The sequence below is a fragment of the Psychrobacillus sp. NPDC093180 genome (genome assembly GCF_044754065.1).
GTDB lineage: Bacteria > Bacillota > Bacilli > Bacillales_A > Planococcaceae > Psychrobacillus.
On sequence record NZ_JBIVOJ010000001.1, the window covers coordinates 500,363 to 515,264 of the forward strand.

The 14,902-nt window shown below is 34.3% G+C and carries 18 protein-coding genes; 13 read left to right on the plus strand and 5 right to left on the minus strand.

The window, feature by feature from the left end; translation table 11 throughout:
- Nucleotides 1–3 precede the first annotated feature (3 nt).
- Complete coding sequence (locus tag ACIP9W_RS02570; RefSeq protein ID WP_400785669.1) at nt 4–1,314, plus strand: FtsW/RodA/SpoVE family cell cycle protein; 1,311 nt, start codon at nt 4–6, stop codon at nt 1,312–1,314.
- 51 nt (nt 1,315–1,365) lie between these two features.
- Nucleotides 1,366–1,755 (plus strand): hypothetical protein, encoded by a 390-nt coding sequence (locus ACIP9W_RS02575; protein ID WP_400785671.1) that lies wholly within the window; start codon nt 1,366–1,368, stop codon nt 1,753–1,755.
- A 67-nt stretch (nt 1,756–1,822) separates the two neighbouring features.
- Here the strand turns inward: ACIP9W_RS02575 and ACIP9W_RS02580 are convergent, their stop codons facing one another.
- Entirely contained in the window at nt 1,823–2,236 is a 414-nt protein-coding gene (locus ACIP9W_RS02580) for a hypothetical protein (RefSeq protein ID WP_400785673.1), read from the minus strand.
- 648 nt (nt 2,237–2,884) lie between these two features.
- Here ACIP9W_RS02580 and ACIP9W_RS02585 point away from each other — a divergent pair.
- The gene (locus ACIP9W_RS02585; protein WP_400785963.1) at nt 2,885–3,142 is read left to right on the plus strand and encodes a hypothetical protein; all 258 of its coding nucleotides are present in this window, start codon (nt 2,885–2,887) and stop codon (nt 3,140–3,142) included.
- Between the two features lie 66 nt (nt 3,143–3,208).
- Here ACIP9W_RS02585 and ACIP9W_RS02590 read toward each other — a convergent pair whose 3' ends face one another.
- Nucleotides 3,209–4,720, minus strand: a complete 1,512-nt coding sequence (locus tag ACIP9W_RS02590) for a LysM peptidoglycan-binding domain-containing protein (RefSeq protein WP_400785675.1) — start codon at nt 4,718–4,720, stop codon at nt 3,209–3,211.
- Between the two features lie 256 nt (nt 4,721–4,976).
- Between ACIP9W_RS02590 and ACIP9W_RS02595 the strand changes: the two genes are divergently transcribed.
- Together ACIP9W_RS02595 and ACIP9W_RS02600 are read left to right on the plus strand one after the other, a co-directional pair.
- Complete coding sequence (locus tag ACIP9W_RS02595; RefSeq protein WP_400785677.1) at nt 4,977–5,462, plus strand: GNAT family N-acetyltransferase; 486 nt, start codon at nt 4,977–4,979, stop codon at nt 5,460–5,462.
- Between the two features lie 100 nt (nt 5,463–5,562).
- Nucleotides 5,563–6,108: a GNAT family N-acetyltransferase gene (locus ACIP9W_RS02600; RefSeq protein ID WP_400785679.1), complete on the plus strand. Its 546-nt coding sequence runs from the start codon at nt 5,563–5,565 to the stop codon at nt 6,106–6,108.
- 108 nt (nt 6,109–6,216) lie between these two features.
- Here ACIP9W_RS02600 and ACIP9W_RS02605 read toward each other — a convergent pair whose 3' ends face one another.
- Nucleotides 6,217–6,795 carry a uracil-DNA glycosylase gene (locus tag ACIP9W_RS02605; RefSeq protein WP_400785965.1) on the minus strand — a complete coding sequence of 193 codons (579 nt, stop codon included), beginning with the start codon at nt 6,793–6,795 and terminating at the stop codon, nt 6,217–6,219.
- Between the two features lie 94 nt (nt 6,796–6,889).
- Nucleotides 6,890–7,858 carry a bile acid:sodium symporter family protein gene (locus tag ACIP9W_RS02610; RefSeq protein WP_400785681.1) on the minus strand — a complete coding sequence of 323 codons (969 nt, stop codon included), beginning with the start codon at nt 7,856–7,858 and terminating at the stop codon, nt 6,890–6,892.
- A gap of 139 nt (nt 7,859–7,997) precedes the next feature.
- Here ACIP9W_RS02610 and ACIP9W_RS02615 point away from each other — a divergent pair, with 139 nt between their 5' ends.
- The 8 genes from ACIP9W_RS02615 to ACIP9W_RS02650 all read left to right on the plus strand — a co-directional run bounded on the left by ACIP9W_RS02615 (nt 7,998) and on the right by ACIP9W_RS02650 (nt 13,074).
- Complete coding sequence (locus ACIP9W_RS02615; protein ID WP_400785683.1) at nt 7,998–8,807, plus strand: class I SAM-dependent methyltransferase; 810 nt, start codon at nt 7,998–8,000, stop codon at nt 8,805–8,807.
- 38 nt (nt 8,808–8,845) lie between these two features.
- The gene (locus ACIP9W_RS02620; protein WP_400785685.1) at nt 8,846–9,130 is read left to right on the plus strand and encodes a hypothetical protein; all 285 of its coding nucleotides are present in this window, start codon (nt 8,846–8,848) and stop codon (nt 9,128–9,130) included.
- A 35-nt stretch (nt 9,131–9,165) separates the two neighbouring features.
- Nucleotides 9,166–9,327 (plus strand): DUF2197 domain-containing protein, encoded by a 162-nt coding sequence (locus ACIP9W_RS02625; protein ID WP_142538547.1) that lies wholly within the window; start codon nt 9,166–9,168, stop codon nt 9,325–9,327.
- Between the two features lie 49 nt (nt 9,328–9,376).
- Nucleotides 9,377–10,201, plus strand: coding sequence for an NAD-dependent epimerase/dehydratase family protein (locus ACIP9W_RS02630; RefSeq protein WP_400785967.1), 825 nt, complete (start codon nt 9,377–9,379; stop codon nt 10,199–10,201).
- 55 nt (nt 10,202–10,256) lie between these two features.
- On the plus strand, nt 10,257–10,820 hold the full coding sequence (locus ACIP9W_RS02635) for a D-glycero-alpha-D-manno-heptose-1,7-bisphosphate 7-phosphatase (protein WP_400785687.1): 564 nt from the start codon (nt 10,257–10,259) through the stop codon (nt 10,818–10,820).
- A 52-nt stretch (nt 10,821–10,872) separates the two neighbouring features.
- Nucleotides 10,873–11,304, plus strand: a complete 432-nt coding sequence (locus tag ACIP9W_RS02640; protein ID WP_400785689.1) for a hypothetical protein — start codon at nt 10,873–10,875, stop codon at nt 11,302–11,304.
- Between the two features lie 117 nt (nt 11,305–11,421).
- Nucleotides 11,422–12,045 (plus strand): hypothetical protein, encoded by a 624-nt coding sequence (locus tag ACIP9W_RS02645; RefSeq protein ID WP_400785691.1) that lies wholly within the window; start codon nt 11,422–11,424, stop codon nt 12,043–12,045.
- A gap of 150 nt (nt 12,046–12,195) precedes the next feature.
- Nucleotides 12,196–13,074: a phosphotransferase family protein gene (locus ACIP9W_RS02650; RefSeq protein WP_400785693.1), complete on the plus strand. Its 879-nt coding sequence runs from the start codon at nt 12,196–12,198 to the stop codon at nt 13,072–13,074.
- A 97-nt stretch (nt 13,075–13,171) separates the two neighbouring features.
- Here ACIP9W_RS02650 and ACIP9W_RS02655 read toward each other — a convergent pair whose 3' ends face one another.
- The gene (locus tag ACIP9W_RS02655; RefSeq protein ID WP_400785695.1) at nt 13,172–14,821 is read right to left on the minus strand and encodes an ABC transporter substrate-binding protein; all 1,650 of its coding nucleotides are present in this window, start codon (nt 14,819–14,821) and stop codon (nt 13,172–13,174) included.
- Between the last annotated feature and the right edge of the window lie 81 nt (nt 14,822–14,902).

Consider the following 14,902-nt stretch of genomic DNA (forward strand, 5'->3'; position numbering starts at 1 on the left):
CAAATGAAAAATAACAAGCAATCCTATTTAATGGAAGTGCAAAACCAAATCCGTTCAAAGGAGGCTAAGGAATTTGTATCGGCTGAACTGAATTATCATATTACAGCAATGAAAAGCGAATGGATTAATAAGGGTCTAAATGAAGAGGATTCAGAAGAAAAAGCAGTTAAGCAAATGGGAAACCCTATAACGCTTGGGCAAAGGCTTAACAAACTACATCGACCAAAAGTAGACTGGTTAACCATTATATTGCTGGTTATCACTTTAGGTTTAAGCTTTTTACCGATGCTCTCTCTTGGTAATTATTTTAGTGATGAGGCGATGAGTATGGGCTATTATGCAAAGCATAAAATGATATTTGTTCTACTGGGTGGATTTGTAGCATTTGGTATGATGATGGTTGATTTTCGAAAGTTAGAAAAGCAAGGTTGGCTATTTTACGGAATCGCAATGATCATTCTGTTATTATTAGCTTTTTTTCCATCAGATATGATAAATGGGCTTCCTATTATAATAATTGGTTCATTGAGAATTGAAAGTCTGATGGCTATCCCGTTTTTATTTCTTGCTTGGGCATCTATTTTCAATGATAAGAGGGTGAAAATATGGCAAATGGGCATTTTGGTTATTATTCCTTGTTATTTTTTATTCAAGATGCCAAGTATTTCCACAATCTATATATATGGTGTAATGGTTTTGGTCATGTTTTGTTGGAGTCAATTTAGTCGAAAAACCATTTTATCGTCACTGATATTTTTAATCAGTTTCTTTTTAATAATTGGTTTTATTTTTTGGAAGGCTTCTGCGACTTATCAGAAAAGTAGATTGCAGGCTTTTTTAAACCCCGAACAGTATGCAGATACTTTTGGCTACATGATACTGTATATAAGAGAGATATTATCTAAAGCCGGTTGGTTTGGAAACGCTATGTCAACGGAATTTATACCTACTCCACATGCTGATTTTGTTTTTGTAAACCTCACTTCTTACTTTGGTTGGATATTTGCGATCACACTCGTTTTTATTCTATCTTTATTTATCGTAAGAATCATTGTAATTGCGCGGAAAGTACACCATTCATATGGGAAGTTTCTACTCATTGGAGCAGTTGCCCTTTATAGTGTTCAGCTTGTTACGAATATAGCTATGATGCTTGGGTTTCTTCCAATGATCTCAATGTCACTGCCCTTTATTAGTTATGGATTGATGCCAACCTTATTTAATGCCTTTCTAATAGGTGTCGTGCTAAGTGTATATCGCCGAAAGGATTTAGTACCTAGTGGTTTTAAAGCAAAACCTGCTCGTGTTAACTGAACTTTTGAAACCAAATCGCTCCTCATACGACTAAATGGCTGGAGGTGTGTGATGAGAAAAGTGATCATAATTTTAATGGTTGTGTCCTGTTCTATCTATTTAATTGGATGCACAGACTCGGACTCGGAAACTGAAGTCACAGTTTCTAAAAATCCAGATGCAGAAGAAGTTTTACGTTTAGATTCACATGCAGATATTTTTCAATGGGAGGGGTTAATTTATAAAACTAATATCGACTGGGTGAATGAAATCGAACTTACTAAGGATGAATTGGTAGGAGAAATAGAAGAAGTTTACGATAATAACCATAATTTTAACGACGGAATAGCAAACAAATTGCCAATAGGAGCGAAAATCTTCTCCACAAAAGAGCGAGAAGATATTTTATTGGTGGATTACGAAGGAAAAACTAAAAAATACTTAGCACTCGGCGAAGGATAAAGGGAGCAGATGTCTCCCTTTGTGTCATCAATATGTAAAAGTAAAAATGAACTAATTCGATGTTTAACTATAGACGATTGGGAGTAATCACTTGTATGGTAAAAGCCTGTTGGTCAATATGATTTTTTATCATCATGTCGTTGAAAATCTGTAATATTTCTGATTGCTGATGCTCTGAAATTTCTTTTATATTATTTAGAATGATATCAACTCTAATATCATTGGAAGAATATAACATAGCCGCTATGGAATACTCGTATCCTGCTCTTTCCATTTCAATCCTCACTTGTTCAAAGAATCCTCCATCTGTATAAAGGTACTCTTGAACATCGTATAAAGCTTGCTCTTCCTCACCGGTAATTTGAAAAAGGGATTCTCTTGGTTCTTTTTTCGATCCAGATGGCTGAGGGTACATAAATAAAGCAACGAGCATCAATAGAAAGAAACCAAAGCTGCCTATAAGGCGATTCCATCTCCTCACATTGCCCCTCCTATAGTGTTTATTCAATTATATGTTTACATAGTTGAAATAATAACCATTTGGACTTTCCAGGTTTTCACAATCATTTCTGGCTAAATTAAAAAGATTATCCACCTGAGGTAAGTTAAAGCAGTATGCATGCAAACTTTGCTTCATAAGCTTAGCCAAGAATCCTTTAAAAATTGGAGATGTACGCTATGTTAAGAAGAACAAAAAAGTGTATATTCACATTTATTTTCTGTACTTTCGCAATAGTGGCAATTCTTTTAAATATTATAGCTATTGAGTATGGCAATCTATTATTAAACATCAATCCATTGTTAAATATGTTGTTTCACAATGGACTAGAACATCGCATTGTAAATCAAAATCTACAACTGCAAGAAACGGGTAGTTTTACCATTCATTATAATTGGCTAGCCTATATTACTCATTTATTAAGTTGTATATTTGTAGGTATAATTCTTGATTTTGCTCGTAAGAAATTATCCTCTCTTAAACCATTTAGCACGTAAATTAATTCATTGACTACAATAAAATGTCACGAAGAGATCAGTACAACCTAGGTACATCATAAATGGTTCTCCCTTTTAGCTAAAAACTTACGCTATTTTTGTTAATAATCATAATCCAGAATGGAGTATAATGATGAATGTGAGATGGAAAAGTGAAGAGATAATTTTTGATACAATGTATGAAGCAGATATGTGGGCAGATTCAGTGGCAAATGAGATATATGGAAGAATTTACGATGGATATATTACTTCTGACTATAAGATAGCCTGTTCGCTTGCTTTTAGATTAGCTTCTCTAGAAGAATTTAAAGTAAATTCAGCAGGTAGTGGTTTAAATCAGTATAAAGTATGGGTGACTTCGGAAAGAGAAATAACAAATAGAACCCAATAAAGATAAAAAACATGCTGAGTCCATGTATATATGTACTCAGCTTGTTTGCAATGTTCTTCTCTAAAATTATTTATTAAAATGATATACATCCCAAATATCAGGTGTTTCGGAACCAACGTACCAAGCGGCTACACCACCCAGATTATATTGTTTTGCTAGGTCTATTCGTAGTTGCATAGATTGTTTATCTTCTACCCAAATTTGATGCATCTCACCATTAGTAGTGTATTCTATATAGTTTTGTTGCGTAGTTGGATCCCAAACTTTTTCGAGACCTTTGGAAGAAATAATATGCTCCACCTCAACCATTGTGCGGTCTATACTTTTCACTTTTTTTGTAGCTAAATTGGTGATCCATTCTCTTGTAAAGAAGGGAACCGCCAATACGACTTTCTGGGATGGTACTTCCTCCATTAAAAGCTCCACCCCTTGTTTTGTCCAAGGCATAGAAGCTACAGAACCTGCTTTCGGACTGCCTCCCCAATGCTCCTCATAGCCCATCATTATTATATAGTCAGCTATCTTTCCTAGCTCTTTACGGTCCAAGCTACCGGACCAAAAAGGATCGCTGTTTTCGCGTGTGACATCTACAGAGACTTTAATTCCATGAGGCTGAAGTGCTTTTTTCAGTTCCGTTATGAACAAAACAAAATCTTTTTTGTTTTTCGGATCAATATTTTCAAAGTCTACATTGATTCCGTCACTTTTTGTTTGAACTAAAGAATTCTTGAGCGCTGACACTAGTTTTTGACGATTTCCAGCATTACTTAGTACTCTGTCAGTCAAAATTGGATCGAATTTATTTCCAATTAATGGCCATACTTTCTTGCCCTTACTATGTGCGGCTTGTAGATATTTTGCATCGGATGCAATGGTAACAAAATTGCCCGTATTATTTAACGTATACCAACGAGGTGATACTACATTTAAATTTGGATGTTTTAATTGTTCCGTATAATTTTGGGAACTACCATTATACTTCCATCCCATGACGATACGTTCCTGCGTCTTTAGTTGTAAGAATGACTTTTTAACCCATCCTTTTTTACCGCCGAGTAACTGAACTTGTACGTAGTAGTCAGGGAGTTTTAATTTCTGTCCGATATCCAAGTTGGAAGAGCTCATATTGTTCAATTTGGTTATTTCATTTATAGAGACTCCATATTTATTGGAAATCTTCCATAAAGTATCATCTTTCATAACAGTATATAGATTGTACTTTTGTGGAATGATTAATTGTTGTCCGATACGAATTTCTGTAGTGTAGAGATTATTTGCTGTTACTAGGTCATTCAGTGAAATGCCGTATTGGTTTGAAATTTTCCATAATGTATTCCCGGGAACTACTGTATGAATAATAGTAGAAGAAGAGTCTCCTGAGATGGTCGATAGTAGGGATAATTCTTCTCCCTTATCTAAAGTAGTGATAACCGAAGAACCTTGTTTAGGCAAACTTAATGCATTTACGTTATCCGTTAGAACAGTTCCGATTGAAAGTGAATTCGCTGCAGCTAAACCTTGTACAGGTCCTGCATATAAAAGTAAAATAAATAGAATAATAGGTAGTATTTTTTTCACTTAAACCCATGCTCCTCTGGTTTGAAAGTATTATTATAACTCTCCTAGATTACTACGGATGAAGACTAATAGATACAGGTACTTTGTGGTAAGGAGACCAATTACAATAAACTAATCTCTCACTTTGGAATTAATAAAGGTTATTGGGAGAAAAAATTGAATAGGTATTGGAAGTTTCCATGATTTATGCATTCCTCCTTTCTATAGGAGTGTAAAAATTAAAATTCTAATTGTCCTATTGAGGAGGAAGAGGAAATTGTACGAAGTAAGATACCTAAAAGAAAATGAAAAGAATTTTTTCCTAGAAATACTTTATGAATCTATATATATTGAAGAAGAGAGAAAACCAAGCATAGAAGTACTCCTATATACCAATGAATTTATAAAATACCACCAAGATTTGGGAAGAAAAGGGGATACGGTATTAGTTGCTACTGATGATCAGCTAGGAACACCTATTGGAGCAGTGTGGTACAGATTATTTAGCAGTGAAAAACGTGGGTATGGTTATGTGGACGATTATACTCCAGAGTTAGGAATTGCACTAAAAAAAGAAGCAAGGGGAAAAGGTCTTGGAAATAAATTAATGCGTGCCATTATGGAAGAAGCAAAAAACAATAATTTTAGAAGATTATCATTAAGTGTAGATATTGATAACACTAATGCTATAAATCTTTATCGTAGATTAGGTTTTGTTGAAGTAGGTGGTGAGGGAAAATCAATCACTATGCTATCGGGATGAACAGCATTGATTTATTAGATTATATCTTTAAGCTGGAATAGCGATATGCATTATTAAGCGAGACAACTCAATCGAATTTTACATAAAGGATGAGGAAAAAATGGCAATAGATCAAAGAGAATTTCAAATTAAGGGGATAGGTTACATAATACGACCAGCAATAAAGAAAGATGCAAAGGAACTATCTGAAATTAGGGTACAAATTGATGGAGAGACCGAGAATCTCGATAGAGAAAAAGGAGAAGCCTATATAGACACACTTGGTTTTGAGGAACTAATTAACGCGGATACGGAAGAAAGGAATAATCTTTTTTTAGTTGCCGTTATGAATGACAAGATTGTCGGATTTTCAAGATGTGAAGGAAATCTCTTAAAACGCTTTGCTCATAAAGTGGAGTTTGGAGTTTGCGTATTAAAAGCTTATTGGGGCTACGGTATTGGAACAAACCTGTTAAAAGAATCTATTGGTTGGGCGGATTCAAACAAAATTACTAAAATTACACTACAGGTTATTGAAACAAATGTAAAGGCAGTAAATCTTTATAAGAAATTTGGTTTTAAAATAGAAGGTGTACTAGAAAAAGATAAAATTCTTTCAGACGGCAAATACTATAATACCATCGTTATGGGAAGATTTAATGGGTAGAGATGGTTCTCGGTTTTAAAAGAAAACGATGTGCATCTAGCTAGTGCACATCGTTTTTGTTATTCATGGAAATAGGGAACAAGTCATTATTAAAAGATACTTTATAATTTAGAGATTTAAACTATGAAAGCGTTCTGCTACAAGCGTCAAGTCCTCCAAAAATAAAGCACGTAAATTAGGACGACGCCTAACTGCAAGTGGATGATAGGCGACTGTTGTCTCAAATCCTCGTACATTGTGCCAGCTGCCTCGCAATGACTTCACTTCGGCTTCTGGGTTTTGAAAAAAGGATTGGACCGCCACGTTGCCTAAACAAAGGATAAGTTTAGGCTTTTTTTCTTTTAGTTGCTGTTCTAAATGTCCCATACAAATTTGACGTACCAACTCTTTGTCATATGCACGCACGGGTTTTCTTTTAAGGATAAAAGTAACATACAAATCATTTATATTCAATCCGGCTTCATTGGCCACTTCTTGTAGTGTTTGTCGCGTCCCGCAAACAAATGATTCACCATCACGATTCTCACGAGCTCCTGGATTATCTAGAATTATCATAATCCGCGCTTCCGAATTCCCTTCACCCCAAACCATCCGGGACCCTTGTTTATAAAGACCGCATTCCTGGCAATTTATAAGATGATCGGGGGTCGGTTCCTCCTTCAGCATTTTTGGACAGAATTTTGTCATTATTTTCAGCTCTCTTTGACTTTTATTTTCAATAATGAAAGCTTTCCATAATACAGTGAAGATTAAACAAGTATTTAAAACACTAGGATCAAATTTATTTGCGTTCACTTATTTCTGGCAACACATCATTCTTTACCTGCATTTTTTGAATCACCTTACTAAAAATCGCAGCTAGCACTTGTTGAAAAAGCATGCCAAAAACTACGGGCATCGCCACTTTTGGCGGGAAATACGTCGTAGCAACAATAACACCAACGGCAATATTTCGCATACCACCAATGAAAACAAAGGTTGTCAGGATGCTTGTATCTTTCCAGATAAATCGGCCAAGCAGCAAAGCAAAGGTATAACCGGAGATAGCGAGAAGGAGTACTACGAATATCACACCGATTAATTCCCAGCTTATATCCTTTAGGTAAGGTGCCACTGCACTACTATTAATCATCACTACACCAAAAAGACTCAGTTTTGAAAAAGGTGCTAAGTATTTCCCGAAGTTTTTTCGAATGGAGCCTTTAGAAACCTCATTAAGTATAATTCCAACAATTGAAGGAAGTACGATCATCCAAAGTAAGTCGATGATAATGGACTTTGTATCAATTGCTATACTTTTACCTGCAATTACCTCCAATAAAAAAGGCATAACAATAGGAGATAATAATGTATCAATCAATATGATAGATAAACTAAGTGGTAAATGGCCTTTGCACATGTTGACCCAAATGACACTTGTAACACCAGTTGGCACAGCAACAGAAATAACGTATCCAACCGTCAACAAATGATCATCAAAAATAAGGGTGGATAAGAAATAGGCCCAAATAGGCATCAAAATATGTAAAAATGCAATACTAAACAAAATAGTTTTCGGATATGTAGTAAATACCTTGATATCATTAAACTTCATACTTAGACTGCTGGAAAAAGTCATAAAAGCAAATAACCAGGGAACTAAAAATAGTAGATGCCCACCCACATCTTCCAGTAATACACCTAGTACTAAACTTAAAGGAGTTAACACAGCCATCCATTTTTGAATAAAGAAATTAAATTTTTGTAGCAAAAGACTTCCTTCCTTCTAATTATAGTGTGTGTACATTATACACCTGAAAAATAGAAAAGAGAGATAAATATATTAAAAAGGAATTTGAATTGGATATGGAGAATATTACATATTAGTTCAAAAAATGGGGTGGAAATTAATGAGTAACATAATCAACTACTACAATCAATTCGACGAGTGGGGAAGGCTAGATAGAGAACCGATTGAATTTCAAGTAAACTGGCATTATATAAAGAAATATTTACCTCCAACAGGACGAGTGCTAGATAACGGAGCGGGTCCTGGAAAATATTCAATGAAGCTTGCTGCAGAAGGTTATAAAGTGACCTTAACTGATCTAACACCTAAATTAGTCGATTTTGCAAAAAGTAAAGCTATAGAATTAGGGTTAGAAAAGCAATTTGATGGTTTATATGCAGCTGACGCTAGAAAGCTTAACATGTTGAAGAATGAACAGTTCGATGCATCCTTAATGCTTGGCCCAATGTATCATTTGCAGGATGAACAAGATCGTTTAAAAGCAGTTGAAGAATTATATAGAGTGACCAAAAAGGATGGACTTGTCTTTGTTGCTTATATGCCAAGAGTTAGGCATATCCTTACCTCCCTTTTAGCTCCGGAAAACTGGAAACCAAATAATAATATAGATACGATTGTTCAATTCTCCCAAACTGGTTGCTTTAATCATGCAGATGAAGGGCGTTTTACAGGTGCCTACTATTTCAATATAGAAGACATTAACCCTTTCATGGAATCGCAAGGATTTGAAAGCATACAATTGATTGGTTCTAATATCGGAACCATATTGAACAATGAGAGTTGGAATTATTGGAGAGACAAAGGAGAACAAGAGCTACAAAAATTAATAGATTTAATCATTGAAAAAGGAGCAGATCCATATATACTTGGGATTTCCTCTCACTTACTTTACATTGGAAGAAAAAGATAAAAGGTTATTTTTAAAAAAATAAAGATGAGGTTTTATTTATGGGGATTTTTTTTGAAAAAGTGGAAAGAAAAAAAAGTACAAAGCCGATTTTTACTATTAGAATATTACTAAATATTGTGATGGTTATTTGTTTAATATTAGCCTTTGCTAACGAATTAGATATCTTTTATTTTCGAATTGTCATATTACTAGCAGGTGTTAGATCACTTATAGAGGGAATCGAAAGTTACCTTCGAAAAGAAGATAGAAAAGTTTATCTTGGTGAATTCAGCTTTACATCTATAATGTTTCTTTTTGCGTTTACGCTTTGGGATATGGAGTAGTAGGAGAAACAAGAAATTGAACTGGAGGTTGTTAGATGCTTTTTTATACAGTAACATGTTTGTTTTGCAAAAAAGAGTTCAAGCTTTACGACAATGATCCGCAGTATCAAAAGTTTAAGCGCAATATGAAAGGGAAATTTTCATGTCCTACATGTAAGGAAAGAATCGAGAGCGATGCCAGAAAAATGAGATTTTGAACATACGGTGTTAAAAGCTATATTTATAAAAGGAATGATAATAGTGAAAATGCTTATATTGGGGGCAACAGGTTTTTTAGGTTCGACTTTATTAGGATTGGCTACTAAGATGCCTAATACATTCGTAAAAGGTACTTCCCGTTATTCTAATGAGGATGCTCATATTATTCAAGTAGATGTAATAGATATACAATCTATTGAAAAAGCAATCAAACAAATTGAGCCAGATGTTGTTGTTTGGTCTCTAATGAATGGAGAAAAAGAAGATGAGCTAACTGATATAGGACTTAGGAATTTATTAGAGATGATTGAAAAAGAGACAAAACTTATTTTTCTTTCAACAGATGCCATTTTTGTAGATGGTAGAGGAAATTATACGGAATCAGACCAAACGGGTTCGCTTGCCCCGGATGCTCCTTTGTTTACATATGTAACTGCTAAATCAAAGGCTGAGAATATTATTCAGCATAAACATTTAAATCATGTAATAGTTCGCACGGGACCTTTGTATGGAGAGGATTTCAATCAAAAGATAGAACAACGAACAAAAAAGCTTATTAAACAAATAGAAATTGGTGAACAACCTAAGGCTTACGTTAACGTATATAAAACATTTGTACATGTGGAAGATCTAGCAAAAGCGATACTGGAAATTTCAAGTAAACAATTCACTGGAATATTACATATAGGACCAATGCAAAAAGAGAGTTATTACTCTTTTTTTAAGAAGAGATTGTCACAACTTGGATATGAAAATAGTCTTGTCCAACCGTATTTAATAGAAGACGGGCAAATGCCACATTTAGCACTTGATACTTCTCTAAACACAGAAAAAGCAAGAACTTTACTTGAAACAGCTTTTCGAGAAGTCTAATTGGTTGATGAGGAATTTAAGTCTAAGCATCTTGATAAATTGGAGGTAAATTGGGATGAAAGCCGTATTTCTTGATCGGGACGGTACGATTGGCGGAACTGGGGGAGGAGTACATCCACTTGATTTTTCGATGTATGATTTTGCTCCACAAGCAATCAAATCTCTTAATGAAATAGAGATAAAAGTATTTCTCTTTACAAACCAAACAAGGGTAGGGAGAGGCTTTTTTACGGAAGATGAATTGTTAAAGGGATTTAAGTTGATGGAAGAAGAATTAGCAAATGATTCCGCATTTCTAGATGGCATTTACTATTGCCCACATAAACCTGATGATAAATGTGAATGTCAAAAACCAAAAATCGGATTATTATTACAAGCACAAAAGATGCATAATTTAAACTTAAACGAATGTTATGTTGTGGGAGATACAGGTAGCTCGGATATGGTTGCTGCAAACAGAGCAGGAACTAAAAAAGTATTAGTGAAAACAGGATGGGGAGAAAGTTCACTGACTAGCTATAGGGAGCAGTGGCGTGAAGTTGAACCGGATTATATCGCGGATAATCTTATAGAGGCAGTAAATTGGATTGTAAATGATTTAAACGTAACTCAAGAATAAGGCATCTCTTTTGATGGAGTTAAAAACGAATTATAGGAGGCTTAGAAATTCATTGCATCCAACTGAATTAATAGAATTAATGTTAGTCGGCGGGGTCTTAGTTCTTATTTTATTTCTTTCTTTCCTTTTGAAAGGAAAATGGAGAAAAGTGACTCTAGGGTTGGCTCTTGTTTATCTACTGTCTTATGGTGTTTTATATGTTGCTAGACCTTATTGGATTGATTTTCAAATTGAAAACAAAGTTGGCTATTTAGATAAGTATTTGAAAGAACAGTATCCAAAAGAAACATGGAAATTTAGGACAGTGCCTCATCGTGAGGATGGCTATAAGCATTTGAATCCTTATAATATAGAAGTAATATTCGAAAAAGAACCAGAAGTAAAATACAACTATTTTGTTGCTGATAAAGAGAATATAATTCAAGCTGGTTTTTCTTTTCCACATGAATATAAAAGTGATCTGTTTCATTTGGAGGTAGAATAAAGTTGATAATCGTAGTTTTATAGATTGTAATTTTTGTCGTAGCGCTATTTAAGCTGTGAAAAAATATGTATTAATAATCTGTAAATCACAAAGTGTTATTTTCAAGGAGGCAAGTGCATGGATGAAAGAAAGATAATGGCAGAAAAAATCATAGAATTCTTCAACACTTGCCCAAAAGTAAAGGTTGCAACGATTCGTGGTAGTATTTTTCATGAAAAAACAGATGAGTTTTCAGATATTGACCTTACTATTGATGTATCCAGTACTGATAACGCGGCGTTCGCTTTACAAATACCTAAAATGCTAGAAAGCAATTTTGAGATTTGGTTTGTCGATTGGGCAACAAGTCTTTTGCCGGATGAGTATGTAATTAGTATTTACTTAAAAAATATGTCTATATTTTGGAATGTAGACATTGCTTGTACAGCCACTCCGCACATAGAAACAATACTATCAATCCAAAATGATCCTATTCATCATGCCCTTAAACTATGGATAATGAATTTAAAATATTTAAATCGACAAGACCTATCCAAACAAACCATTGACAGTTTAGTTCAAAAAGTAATAGGAGATCAAATGAAAGGAAACTCATATCAAAAAATGGCGGCAATTCTAAAGGAAATACAAAAGAAGTCACCTGTAAATTTATTGCCATTCCTCAAAGAATGCGAAATAGAACTTGAAAAGTATCGACAGATTTGTGTGAAAGGCTGGATTACAGACGACTTTAATATTTAAAAAGTATATGAAAATTAAGAGGGATTAAAATGGTATATCAATTTAGAATTATGACACAAGAACAAGCTGAAAATAGGATGGGAATCAGTTTTAAGAATTAAGCGGCAAGATGTCAGTTAAAACATACAAAGAAGATAGGGGGGAAATTGATTGCAACAACTAAATCAAATAATAGATAAATTAAAACTTAACGTGCTTTCAATTGAAGATGTTCCAGATTCTTTTAGCTCAACAGTATATAAAATAAAGCAAATTAATCAACAAATAGTATATCTGAAAATACCCTATTCTAAAGTAAAATTAGTACGTGAATATGAAGCGTTAGAGATACTAAGTGAGGCGCTGTCAGTACCTAGACTATTAGCATATTGGGAAGGGAACGATGATATACCAGGCGCGCTTCTATTATCTGCAATTAAAGGAGAACCTCTTTCCGAAAAAGTAGATGAAAAACTAGCTTTTGATATTGGCGTTAACCATGCAAAATTACATCAAGTAGCTCCACCAAAAAACTATTCCTATAAGGGAATTTCAAATGTATACGATCAATGGTCCACATTTCTTGAGAACCAATTTTACAGTTTTGCCGAAGATGTAAAAGATGTGATTCCTGAGGCTTTATATGAACAATCACTAGAACTATTTGAAGAGCAGAGTAAATTGCTTCCTCATCCAGATGGACCTAGCTTTATACATATGGATTTTCGTCCAGCAAATATAATAATCCATGAAAATCAAGTTTCAGGAATAATAGATTTTGAGAGTGCTCGCTTTGGTTCGACGGAAATGGATTTTACAAAAATTAACCGCGATATTTTTATGAAAAACCCAGGCACTTTAGAAGCTTATCAAAAAGGATATCAAACAATTCGCCAGCTGATAGATTTAGAAATTGTACTACCGTTTTATCGCTTTACGGATGCATTCAATTCGATTGGTTGGTGTAAAAGGCGTGGTATCCAAAAACATCAACAATTTTTTGACGAAAATTATGTTATTTTAAGATCTATCCTAACTAATGAAAGTTAATTTCATTGTTTGCAGTTGTTCTTACATTCTTTTGTGGATGGTTATCTGCTAGCTTAGTGAATACAAAAGGATATGCAATCTTGCACATCCTTTTTTCTTAGTCTAATTCTGGACGTACCCATAATTTAGAAAAGTCTACATAGCCAAAATGCTTAATGTTAATATTCATCAAATCTGCGGAAAAAGGTATTTGCCGTTTTGCATAATAGAGGGGAACAATAATGGATTGATCGATTAATTCTTTTTCTACCTTTAGATTTAAATCAGTCCATTCTTCAAATGGGGTATGTATATATTCCTCTAAATAACTTGCTAATTTCTTTTCTTTTTTGAGAATGCTAGCTAATTTTGAATACCCATTCAGTAGGAAAAAGAAAAATGAAAAGTTTTGGTTCATCTCAAATACTTCACCATGTATAAAAAGATCAGCTTCTTCGTTTGCACTATTATTTATCACTGTATCCTTAAAAGACACCCACTTCGTTACAACTGGAACGCCTTCCTCTTCCAATAGATTTTTCAACCACAATGTCGTATTTTCTGTGTAATTTACTAATTTTAAAACAAGAGGTTCCCCAAAATCTGGCTTTCTTGTCTTAGGGATAGGGTAGCTTTGACTTTTCCCAATGAGACAGCCTTTATGATTTGGCAGTTTACGAGAACTTGTTAGGGCAATTTCATGTCGTTTTTTCGCAATAATATAATGTAGATAATCACGAATTTCCTTCCGTTGTATCGCAGAATTTCTAAATGTATTCATCATAACTATTCCAAAACCAGAATCGCTTTCTACTTGAAATGTTGAGTGATTCTCTTCTAGTGCTGAGGATCGATACACTACATCAAACTCCTCTGGAACTTGTACAAATTCAATCATGTCGAGTAAAGGTCTTTCTCCAAAAAAATCCTTAAACACTACTAAAGTTGTTTTCTTTTCATCGTTTTCCTCCATGTAAAAACAACCTGTGCCAACCAATCCACTTTTAGTTTCTTTATAAATGCTTGCATTCATCGTACCAAGCATCTGCAGACAATAACTACATCCAGTAGGAAAATGAATATCGATTACGAGTGGTGCTGCTACTTTTATTTGTTGTATAGGTTTCCAGAGTAGTTGGTATTGCGGATAGTTACGTAATTTATCTAAGCAAGTTACTACATCTTCAGCGGTTAATATAGAACCATCATGGAATTTAATCTCTTTTTTTATATAAAGTCGAACTTTAGTAGAACTGACATCCCAACTATGAGCTAATTCAGGTGAAACGAAGCCCTTTTCATCAACGGCTACCAATCGATTATATAAATTTGCAACCAGGCTGGCGCTATTAACATCGGCAGCCTCTAATGGATGTATGGTCAAAAAAGGGTATCTTCTAGGAATGACAAGCTTATCATTAGTTGATTGATCGTATCCAAATTTTGTTCTAAATTTATTCATCAGACGAAGTTTACTGTCTGGTGACCAATCTAATACTAAATATTTACTGCTAAGTTCTACAGAATCTTCGTCAATCACTTTCATTACCTGTTCTTCAAAAATCGCTTCCACGTTTTTTAGCCATTTAAGTGTAGAAACATTCCCTCTTCCATGACCAGAAATGTATTTTAGCCATCCCTCTTTGGTCCACTTTTGTAAACAACGAGCAGTTTGTTTCGGGCTTAATTGAAGTAAATCGGATATTTCTATCTGTTTAATACTACCTGAAGAGACGGACTGCCATAAAGTCAGTAAATGTTTATCCATTATAGGCCTCCTGTTAAAAGTGGACATAAGTATTGGAAGTGTCCATTTATAGTTAGTTGAGTCTAGTTTAATATACATAAG